The organism is Mesorhizobium sp., from assembly GCF_004962245.1.
Classification (GTDB): domain Bacteria; phylum Pseudomonadota; class Alphaproteobacteria; order Rhizobiales; family Rhizobiaceae; genus Mesorhizobium.
Map to the genome: position 1 here is coordinate 1 of NZ_SUHQ01000066.1, position 10,149 is coordinate 10,149.

The window sequence follows — 10,149 nt, forward strand, 5'->3', positions numbered from 1 at the left end:
GTCCAGCAACTATCGGTCTGTCCTCTTCGGTTTTTTGCGAGCGTCGAAAAAGGGGGGCGAAATTTCGCTTTCCCGTTCTGCAAGAAGATTGAAATCAGCGATCGGCCGGCGATCTGGCGTCTTGTCGACGGCCTTCCTCCTCCACTCATTCATGTCGAGAACGTAAGTCGCCCACATGCCATAACGGGCCGCCATCGCATGCTGCTGATAGGCCATGTACTGACCATTGTAAGGGTAGGGCGATGCGATCCGAGCCCAGCCGACACGCAGCATTTCGAGAGCGAGGTCACGACCCGCTACGACGCAACGGGCGGATGGTACACCGTCATTGCCATAGGCGAGAACGGTGCATTCGACGGATTTATTGCCGACGGTTCGTTTAAGCCAGGCTTTGGCGAATGGGCCGCAAGGGACCGGAGGCGGTGCTTTTACACGCTCGCGGTCCTCCCATTTTGGATTGAGCGCCCATTGGGGCAGCTCGCACGCATCGATGTCGGCAAGGTGAATTTCTTGCGCAAATTGGGGATACCACAGCGTGCGGCCGTCCATAACGGCGACGCGGCCTTCGAAGACGGGATAGACAGGAGCGGGCGCAACGGTGCGCGGCCCATGAGAAACTGGAGCCGGGCTCTTGATGATATCGGCTGCGATCGTGGGGTTCGCGATGGCTGCTACGACAATGGCCGTGGCGACGACGTTTTTCTTCATTGTTTCGCTTTCTTGGCGCGCTCGTTGGCCGATCTGCTCAAAAGGACGGCCGGATGCTGGACGTCCTCGAACTGCCACAGTCCGGCCCGCCTTTCGCGGGCGTCCTGTTCAGCAACGGCATAGGGAGGATGAAAGGGCAGGCCTTCGGCGTTGAGCGACGCGAAGGCGTAGCCACTCGTGATCATCATGGTGGCGAGGTCGAGCCGGTCCTTGCCGACCGTGGCGTAACAGATGACATAGGAGATGTCGGCAGTTTTGGCGACGGGCGCGCAAACCGGTTTCGTGTCCTTGATGTAGGCGGCGAAGACCGCCAACGAAGCGTCGCCACAGTCGCGTTTTTGGCCTTTCTTGTCGGTGTAGGCCGTACCACGCAAGCAGGATTGGACGCCGAAGAGGCGGTATTTCTGTCCGTCTGAAACCCACGTATCGCCAGTTTCGAGCGTGATGCCTGGCTGAAGGTCGAAATAGCCAGGCGGGGCGGCTGATACTGCCGCCGGAGTCAACGCGACACCGAGAATGGCGAGAAGCCTTCTCATTGTGATTTTGCCCGTGGATCGGCCCACATGCCGTAGGACCCCGCCTTGCCGATCTCCTCGGCCTTTGCGAGATCCGGACGGACGAATGAGCCGTCAGGGTTCTTCGCCAGGCGAAGCGCTCCGAGCGACAGCAGCTGCTCCTCGAACATGTCCACGGTATCGAGGCTGCCAGGGTAGTTGTAATATCCGTAGCAGGTCGCATTCTGCTTCGGGGCGCTCTGCTCGCTAACGAAAGCACGGCAGAAGATCACCTTCGGGCCTTTCAACATGATCTGAAGCTGGTCTTGCGCGTATGCGGCGCACGTACCGGCGAAGTCATCCTTCCGGTTGACCATTTCGCCCTGACACGGCTCCAGCCCGAATAGATGCAGGGTTGTCTTTTCATCGACCCGGAAGTCTGTCGGGGAGGCGGCTTTGTAACCGGCCTCGGAGGCATAGCCCTTGCGGTCCACGACCTTGCCGGACCCGTCGTAATACTCGACGACCAGCACTGTCTTGCCCGGTGCAGCCAGCGACTTGATGTAGTCCTTGTTGATGTCTTCCACGGACAAAGCCGGCGTTGCCATGGCGCAACTAGCGAGTGTGGCGATGATGGTACGTTTCATTTTCTAGCCCTAACCATCCTGGTGACATTGGATTCCCCGCAAGAGGGGGGTTTAAGTATGGTGCAAAAACTTGTATCACTACACCAAATCGGTATCATACACCTACGAACTTAATCGGTTTTCGTTGTAATCTCAACACCGCAAGTTAGGCGGGGGACGATGATCAGAAGGGCTAGAATTGAAGGTGTTTCGCGATTGGCTGTAATGGCAGGCGCTTTAGCCTTAAATGCCGCTGGACCGATAGCGTCAGCGGCTCAAGAATCGCAGAAACAAGCCGACTTTGTTACGAACATGCCAGCTGCGGCGCCGGTCAATGACGCTTCGATCAGCGCTATTTTCGCAAACCGGTGGGGTAAGGCAAGCGATGAATTCGTGCTTGGCTCTGACGGCGTGGTCACACCCGAAACGGCCTCACCCTCGGGGATCGTTCAAGATAACCCTATTGGTACGTTTGCCCTTGGTTATGCTTCTGACAAGAACACCCATAATGTTATCGATATGGGTAAGCTAGCGAATGGAGAGATTACCCATAATGGTGTTGCCAAGCCGACAGCCACAAGCACGGCAAACGTGCAAGATTGTGGGCCGTCTCCCTTAAGCCCCGCGGAAATCAAAAGCTTGGTCGTGGAAACGGCTCGTCGGCATAAGGTCGATGAAGTTTTCGCCACTGCCATTGCCTGGGCTGAAAGCGGATTTGACCAGACCCGCAATTCGGACAAGGGCGCGCGCGGCCCAATGCAGCTGATGCCCGGCACTGCAACACGCTTTGGTGTCGAAGACGTTTGCGATCCTGCGCAGAACATCGAAGGCGGCATGAAGTACCTGCGCGTGCTGCTCGACGAATTTCAAAATCCTCTGCTGGTGGCGGCTGCCTACAACAGCGGGGAGCACCGGATTTATGAGCATGGCGGCATCCCACCGTTCAAGGAGACGGTCGGGTACATCGCCAAGGTGGTGAATTACCAGCTCGGTCTGGCAACACCGACAGTCAGGACAAAGACCAGAGCGGCCGCCCCTGCGGCGATCGCTGATGCGGGTGATGACGGCAACGCCGGCGTCATTGCCGTGAAGAAAACCGGCAAGTTTGTCGGCGGTGTGATGCACTTTTGAAGGAGAGAAGGCATGAAGTGCTTTGCGAATAAGGGTACGGGGATAAGAGCGCTGAAGCTGGCAGCCTTGCTCGGGCTGGCGGCCGCGATTCAGCTAGCGGGCGCCAACCTGGCGCTTGCACAGGGCGGCGGTGGAAGCGGAGCTTTTGCACCGCTCCAAACTGCCGTCCAAATGATCGTCGATTTCATTACCGGTCCGTTCGGCCGGTTGCTGGCGATTATTGCCGTGATCGGTCTTGGCTTCCTGGCATTCGCGGGCCGTCTGTCATGGTTCACGGCTGGTGCCGTGATCGTGGGTATCGGTCTCGTGTTCGGCGCTCCGACGATCGTCGACGAAATGATCGCGGCCGTCGGTCAGTAAAATGACTGAGTACGAGGACGAAAAGCCAGCCCTGGCCCCGTTGGTGATCGGCCTGACCCGATCGCCGACGCTTTGGGGCGTGCCATACATGGCGGTCGTCATCATTGTCGGCGTCACCATCATTGGCTGGCTGGCTTCGAACTCACTGTGGGCGTTGATGGTCGCCCCGGCGGCGTATCTCGTCCTTTTTTCACTTTGCGCCTGGGACAGCCGGATTTTGGACGTGCTGCAGGTGGCGTCGCGGATGACGCCCCGCACCCGGAACAAAGCCTTTTGGGGCACCAATTCCTACGGACCGTAGCCTTATGCTGAAAGTCGTCAGAGAAGAGCTTGGATTTGGAAAGGTCGCTCATAATGAGCGGCCTATGTCCACGCATATCCCGTATCTGCGGCACGTGTCCGATACAGTGATAGGGCTGGAAAACGGCTCCTTGCTGAGCGTCATCAAGTTGGACGGCCTGTTTTTCCAGACGGAAGACCAGGCCGAACTCAACATGCGGTCCGTCGTGCAAAACACGATGATCCGCGCACTTGGCTCAAGCCGCTTTTCGCTCTGGTCAACCGTCATCCGCCGTGAGGTGGAGACCGAGATTGGCGGGGCGTTCGACGAACCGTTCTGCGAGCTGCTGAACAGACGCTACATGAACCAATTGCGCGAGAAGCGCATGTTCACGAACGAAATCTACCTAACCATCGTGCGGTCGGGGATGCGTGGAGCTCTCGGTATTGGTGATACGGTCAAGAAGCTGCTCGATCGCGCCAACCGAGAAGTGCGGGACCAGCAAACACGCGAGGATGTCACCGAGCTCGAGGAGCTGATCTCCAACATCACGCGCGAACTTCAGAAATACGGCGCTCGCGCGCTTGGGATCGCCTATCGCGATAAGGAGCCGTATTCGGAACCGTGTGAGTTTTTCAACACGATCCTGACCTGTGGCGTGCCGCGCAAGATGCGATTGCCGCGCATGGGGATACGAAACTTTGTCGGGACATCGCGGCTGCACTTCAGCAAGCGGACAATGCAGGCCCAGGCGGCGGTCGACGAAGACAGCCGTTTTGGCGCTTTGCTGTCGGTGAAGGAATATCCGCCGTTCACCGGGCCGGGCATGCTCGATGGGCTGTTGCAGGTCAACCATGAATTCATCCTGACGCAATCCTTCACGATCGCGGACAAGCCCATCGCACAGGAGCGCATCACCCGCCTGCAACGGCAAATCCAGGCGTCGGATGAGGCCGGAAGTTCGGTCGAGAAGGATATCGACTACGCCCTGAACAGTCTGATGAACCAGGAAGCGGTATTCGGCTTTCACCATCTGACCCTGTTGTGCCTGTCCCGCGATCTGCAGGGCGTGAGCAAGTCCGTGTCAGAGCTTGGGGCTTGCCTCACTGACATGAACATTAATTGGCTGCGCGAGGACGTGAACCTTGAAGCCGGCTTTTGGGCGCAGCTGCCAGGAAATCGCAGCTACATTGCCCGCAAGGCGATGCTGTCGAGCGCCAATTTCTCCGGCCTGTCGTCCATGCACAATTTCGCGACGGGGCAGATCGACGGCAACCATTGGGGCCTACCGATCACCATCCTCGAAACCACGTCGCAAACGCCATACTGGTTCAATTTCCATCAGCGCGACATCGGCCACTTCTTGGTGACCGGTCCGACCGGTTCGGGCAAGACGGTGGCATTAACCTTCCTGCTCGCACAAGCAATGCGCGTCAATCCGACCCCGAAGGCGGTATTCTTCGACAAGGACCGCGGCGCCGAGATCTTCGTACGCGCGATCGGCGGTTCCTATGAAGTCCTGTCGCCGGAGACGCCGACCGGTTTCAACCCGCTCCAGCTCGAAAACACCGGTCCCAACCGCGAATTCCTGATGCGGCTCCTGAAAGCCATGCTGCGGTCCAGCGACCGCCGCGACTTCATCCAGGAGGACGAAGACACGCTTGAGAAGGCGCTTACGCGCCTGATGCAAGAGCCGGCGGCTGAACGAAACCTGCCGAATCTGTCCGGCTTGCTCGTCGGCCGTTCGCGTGCTGACGCCAACGATCTGCATTCCCGCCTACGGCCTTGGATCGACGGCGAAAAGGCCTGGCTGTTCAACGCACAGCACGACGTGCTGTCATTCTCGGGGCACAATGTTTTCGGCTTCGATATGACAAGCATCCTCGGCAACGAGGAGCTGCGGACGCCGGCACTGATGTATCTCTATCACCGCCTCGACGAACTGTTGAACGGTGATCCGGTCATGTTCTTTATGGACGAAGGCTGGCAGCTGCTGCAGGACGAGACGTTCAGCAATTTCATCGTCGACAAGATGAAGACGATCCGCAAGCTCAACGGCATTGTCGGCTTCGGAACACAGTCGGCGGCCGACATTGCGAAGGCCAAGGCCTCGCACACGCTGATCGAACAGTCGGCAACGAACATCCACTTCCCGAACCCTCGCGCCGATGAAGAGAGCTACATCAAGCGATTTGGCCTGACGGTGAAGGAATTCAACTTCATCAAGAACACCCCGCCCGAGAAGCGCACATTTCTCGTGAAACACGGCAATGACTCGGTCATTGCCCGGCTCGATCTGTCGTCCATGCCCGACATGGTGAAGGTGCTCTCGGGCCGCAAGAAGACAATCGAGGAATGCGCCGCTCTACGGGAAAAGTACGGCGATGAGCCTGAAAACTGGCTGGCTGAATTCTGCGGATGGGAGAAGGGTCAATGAAGAAAAGTCCTGCTCTGTGGTTGATGATGACAGCGCTTGCCGCTCCCGTTTCTGCATGGGCCGGGGGCGTCCCTGTCATTGATGGCGCAAACCTGACGGAAAAGACGGTCCGGAAGGATAAGACGAACGACATCGAAAAGGTCGATAAAGACCGTAATTCGATCAACAAAAGCGTCACCTGCTCGATGTTCCGGCCGGGACGCAAGGATGATCCGGTGTCCGCTGCCAATGCCAATCCGGAGATTGCCGGATTGGTGAAGCGTGTGGCGCGCGAAGAGGGCGTTGACGAAAATCTCTTCATGTCTCTCGTCTACCAGGAAAGCCGTTTCAACCCCTGTGCCAAATCAGGAGCCGGCGCCATAGGCTTGTCGCAGCTGATGCCGGGAACGGCCGGCGATCTCGGCGTCAACCCCTACAATATCGAACAGAACCTGCGCGGTGGCGCACGGTATCTGAAACAGCAGCTCAAGCGGTTTGGCGGCAATACAAACCTTGCCCTGGCCGCCTATAACGCCGGTCATGGCAATGTTCAGAAGTACGGCGGCATCCCTCCGTTCAAGGAGACACAGGGTTACGTCAAAACGATCACCCAACAGTGGTTGCCTTCATTCGGCGGGTCGAACGGAGCCAACATTCCGCTGAACTATGGCGGCGGCGACAGCGCCTACACAGGCATGCGGGATTCGACGATCAACGCCATGGCAACCAGTCAGGCCACGCAGGAGAGCACCGGCAATGTGGCGTCCTGGCTGCAACAGCTGGGCGGTCTCAACGCCGGCACCATTCAGGACAGTTGGGACCACAATTCGGGCGCCCGCAACGCCAATCTGGAGATGATGAACCAGGTCATTCTACTCGGAACGACCATGGCGGACCTGTTCAACTCGCGGAACACCTCGCAGACAAGCGAGGTGTCGGGATCGGCGCAGTCCGCCGACGTCAAGAAAAAGGACGACGAAAAACCGCGCGAAACGACGGGCATTTGCGACCCGCGCACCGGGCTCGAATGGAGCCCGATCGAAGAGGCCTGCGTGCAGAAGCGTGAACGTGAGGCCAACGTAAAACTTCAGCTGCAGCCCCAATAGGAGAACTACAATGAAGCGCTACATTCTCACTGCGTGCTCGATGCTCCTTGCATCGGCGGCATCGGCCCAGGTGCCGGTTATCGACAACGCGAACTTCAAGATCGCCAAGGAGACGTCGGTCACCACCGACAAGATCCTGAACACCAACAAGGACATTCTGACGACAGTCACGGATACCTTGAAGGCGGTCACTGGCGATCGCGGCAGCGAATCCGACCAGATGCAAAACCTAGCCGTGGGCAATGGTTTCAGCGTTGCTTCAATGCCGTCTTTCGATAGCCTGATGTCGGGCGGCGTGCCGAATTTTGGCGGGATCGGCGGCGATATTTCTCAAATCGCCTCCACCTTCATCAACGGCCTCCAACTGGTCAAAAGCCTGTCTGGCAAGGCAAACAGCGGTTTTTCCAGCGACAAGTCATATGAGGAGCTGGTTTCTACCGTTCTTGGTGTCGCCGCCTTGGTCAATGGCTCGCAAAAGGCTGTGACAACGCGCAGGAGCGCGTTCGAACAGGCCGGGCAGAGCATCGGCAAGGCCCAGGACATCAAGGGCTCGATCGACCAGAACACACAGCTTCAGGTGCAAGCCGGCCTGACGATCAACGAACTCGTCGGCGTGATGAACGGCGCGGTTTCGTCTCTCCAGGCAGACAATCAGCGGCGTCTGACCGATATCTCCAACTCGAAGAAGGCGCTCAGCTACAGTGGGAACTAAGCCGACAAATGCAGCGACAGTGCTGACGCTTTTCGTCTATGTCGTGGCCGCTCTTTCCGGCTGCGGCACGGTCAAGGAGAAGACCGCGCCCTGCAAGCGGCCGGCAAACCTGACGTCCTATGCGCCGGATCCTCGTCTCGAGTGCGGACCGATGATGCATGTCAATGGCGATGCATCTCCGGCCTTCGCGGCGATCGAGGCGATGGAAGTGGAATAGGGGCGCTGTGCCGCAATGCAGGATTTCTTGGGCGAACTGCTCGACAGGATAGAGAAGTCGGGGAAGAACTTTTCGGAAAGTGCATACGGCATTGTCAGCGGCGAGATCATGCCGCTGCTCAACATCATGTTTCTCGCCTATGTCGCCTTTTACGGCCTCCAACTCTTCATGGGAACGTCGCGGGTCAGCGTGGCCGATGTCATCGGCCGCATCGTTCGCATGATGGTGATTCTGATCCTCATCAGCCAGTGGAGCCATTTCAACACGTTCTTCTATTCCTGGCTGAACGACACGCCCGAAGACGTAGGCCGCGCGATTCTGACCGCCACAGGCACCGGCATAACCGAGCCAACAAACGGCCTTTCCATGATCTGGCGGACCGCCAATGAAGCGGCATCCGCATTTGCGGAACAGTCGGGCTATTTCTCGGTCTTGCCGTCGATGGTCGGCTTCCTGATCATGCTTTGCGTCGCCGTCTTCATCGCCGTCGCACTGGCGATCCTGCTGCTAGCAAAGGTTATGATGTGGGTGCTGATCGGCACGGCACCAATCTTCATCGCCTGCATGCTGTTCGAGCAGACGCGAAATCTCGGAGTTTCGTGGTTCCAACAGGTACTCCTCTACGCGCTGATCCCGCTTTTCGTCTATGTCGTGGCCGCTTTCCTGATCGCGGCGATGGACCCTGAGCTGACCAAAGTCTCCAACGCGGCCAGCCAACGCCGGCTTCAGCTCAGCGATATCTCGGCGTTCCTGCTGCTGTGCTGCGCCGGCGCGTTCGTCCTCATCAATATTCAGGTTCTCGCGCAGGGCATTGTCGGTGGCGTCGCCGCCGGCATTGGCAATGTGGCGCGGGCTGTTGGACGCTTCAGCGGAGTGACCGCGCCGATGAAAGCGGTCGATGTCGCACGCGGGGCTGCCGGCTTCGTCGGCACTGCCGGCATGCAAGCTCGCGATCGCACACATGCCGGCATGCTCAGCAACATCCGCGACGCCAACGCCAGGGCGGCGATGCAGAACCGAATAAGCAACAACAGCATGCCGCGCTGAGGTGCTTGTGAGAGTAACTAAGGGCTAGATCGAAAATGTCAGATTCAAAAGAGACTGCACTACGGACCTATTTCCAAGACGGCGATCGTTGGGAATATGAGATCGTAAAAAGGGCCAAGCGATCGCGGGGACTCGCCTGGTTCGTGACGATCATTTTCGGGGCGATCACGCTGCTAGCGCTCGCGGCACTGGTGCTGCTGGTTCCGTTGAAGAGCTTCGAACCGTATGTCGTCGTGGTCGACAAAAATACCGGCTATCTGGAGGTTAAAAGCGGTCTGACTAGGCCTGCCACCCTCACCGAACAAAAAGCGGTCACCCAGGCCAATGTCGTGCGCTATATCCGTGCTCGCGAAGGCTATGACCCCTACGAGATCGAACAAAACTTCGGCATTGCCGCCTTGTTGTCGACCGGCGATGCCGCGCGGGAGTTGCAGGAGCTTTATAGCGCCGCCAATTCGAATAACCCCGCAAAAGTCTACGGAAAAAACAAGCGGGTTTCGGTGGACATCAAATCGGTGGCGGTCACTGAGCCGAGCGATCCTAGTCAACCGCCGTCGACGGTTCTTGTCCGCTTCTCGACTACGGAAAAATCCGACACGGATTCCATCACGCGGCACTACATTTCGGTCGTGCGTTTCCGCTACACCGACACCCCCACTGAAAATCAGTGGCTTTTCGAAAATCCCCTCGGCTTCCAGGTCTTCAGCTACCGTCGCGACCAGGAGACGGTGACCCCAGGAGGTGAGGGATGATGAAACACCTCCTGTTTTCGGCGGCGTTCATCGCCGCGATCATGAATCACGCCCATGCGGCACAGTCTCCACGCCCGGGCAACCTCGACGGTCGCGTTACGAGTGTTGTCTATCAGCCCAACAACGTCGTGACGGTCAACGCAACTTACGGCATTTCGACTATGATCATTTTCGATGAAGATGAACGTTTCGAGACCATCTCGCTTGGCGATACGGAGAGTTGGCAGGTTGCCCCTGCCGAGAAGGGCAACATCCTGTTTGTGAAGCCGATCGCCAAGAACGTCACCACAAATATGAATG

Annotated in this window: 13 protein-coding genes; 10 read left to right on the top strand and 3 right to left on the bottom strand. The window is 58.0% G+C overall.

The annotated features are described in order from the left end of the window. Window positions 1-9: 9 nt before the first annotated feature. Genes E5X88_RS32880 through E5X88_RS32890 form a run of 3 tightly spaced genes read right to left on the bottom strand, consistent with a single transcriptional unit; the run spans window position 10 to window position 1,849 of the window. Window positions 10-708: a thermonuclease family protein gene (locus E5X88_RS32880; protein ID WP_292168369.1), complete on the bottom strand. Its 699-nt coding sequence runs from the start codon at window positions 706-708 to the stop codon at window positions 10-12. Further along, the gene (locus E5X88_RS32885; protein ID WP_292168371.1) at window positions 705-1,244 is read right to left on the bottom strand and encodes a thermonuclease family protein; all 540 of its coding nucleotides are present in this window, start codon (window positions 1,242-1,244) and stop codon (window positions 705-707) included. Before E5X88_RS32885 ends, E5X88_RS32880 begins: the two co-directional genes overlap by 4 nt. Further along, a complete protein-coding gene (locus E5X88_RS32890) occupies window positions 1,241-1,849 on the bottom strand; it encodes a hypothetical protein (RefSeq protein ID WP_292168373.1) in 609 nt (202 codons plus the stop codon). The genes E5X88_RS32885 and E5X88_RS32890 overlap by 4 nt, the downstream gene beginning before the upstream one ends. Window positions 1,850-2,053: 204 nt before the next feature. On the opposite strand from E5X88_RS32890, the gene E5X88_RS32895 reads away from it, so the two are divergent. The 10 genes from E5X88_RS32895 to E5X88_RS32940 form a co-directional block, all read left to right on the top strand. Continuing rightward, window positions 2,054-2,959 (top strand): lytic transglycosylase domain-containing protein, encoded by a 906-nt coding sequence (locus E5X88_RS32895; protein WP_292168392.1) that lies wholly within the window; start codon window positions 2,054-2,056, stop codon window positions 2,957-2,959. A 12-nt stretch (window positions 2,960-2,971) separates the two neighbouring features. Then, the gene (locus E5X88_RS32900; protein ID WP_292168375.1) at window positions 2,972-3,319 is read left to right on the top strand and encodes a TrbC/VirB2 family protein; all 348 of its coding nucleotides are present in this window, start codon (window positions 2,972-2,974) and stop codon (window positions 3,317-3,319) included. Between the two features lies 1 nt (window position 3,320). Beyond that, on the top strand, window positions 3,321-3,620 hold the full coding sequence (locus tag E5X88_RS32905; RefSeq protein WP_292168377.1) for a VirB3 family type IV secretion system protein: 300 nt from the start codon (window positions 3,321-3,323) through the stop codon (window positions 3,618-3,620). A gap of 4 nt (window positions 3,621-3,624) precedes the next feature. Beyond that, window positions 3,625-6,036: a VirB4 family type IV secretion/conjugal transfer ATPase gene (locus E5X88_RS32910; protein ID WP_292168379.1), complete on the top strand. Its 2,412-nt coding sequence runs from the start codon at window positions 3,625-3,627 to the stop codon at window positions 6,034-6,036. Window positions 6,037-6,062: 26 nt separating this feature from the next. Further along, entirely contained in the window at window positions 6,063-7,121 is a 1,059-nt protein-coding gene (locus E5X88_RS32915) for a lytic transglycosylase domain-containing protein (protein WP_292168381.1), read from the top strand. 10 nt (window positions 7,122-7,131) lie between these two features. Beyond that, entirely contained in the window at window positions 7,132-7,833 is a 702-nt protein-coding gene (locus E5X88_RS32920; RefSeq protein ID WP_292168382.1) for a type IV secretion system protein, read from the top strand. A gap of 19 nt (window positions 7,834-7,852) precedes the next feature. Then, window positions 7,853-8,050 carry a hypothetical protein gene (locus E5X88_RS32925; RefSeq protein ID WP_292168384.1) on the top strand — a complete coding sequence of 66 codons (198 nt, stop codon included), beginning with the start codon at window positions 7,853-7,855 and terminating at the stop codon, window positions 8,048-8,050. 15 nt (window positions 8,051-8,065) lie between these two features. Beyond that, window positions 8,066-9,097 (top strand): type IV secretion system protein, encoded by a 1,032-nt coding sequence (locus E5X88_RS32930; RefSeq protein ID WP_292168386.1) that lies wholly within the window; start codon window positions 8,066-8,068, stop codon window positions 9,095-9,097. 35 nt (window positions 9,098-9,132) lie between these two features. Beyond that, window positions 9,133-9,849, top strand: a complete 717-nt coding sequence (locus tag E5X88_RS32935; RefSeq protein WP_292168388.1) for a virB8 family protein — start codon at window positions 9,133-9,135, stop codon at window positions 9,847-9,849. Further along, window positions 9,846-10,149 (top strand): TrbG/VirB9 family P-type conjugative transfer protein (locus E5X88_RS32940; RefSeq protein WP_292168390.1); only part of this gene is annotated, 304 nt, incomplete at its 3' end. The genes E5X88_RS32935 and E5X88_RS32940, both read left to right, overlap by 4 nt.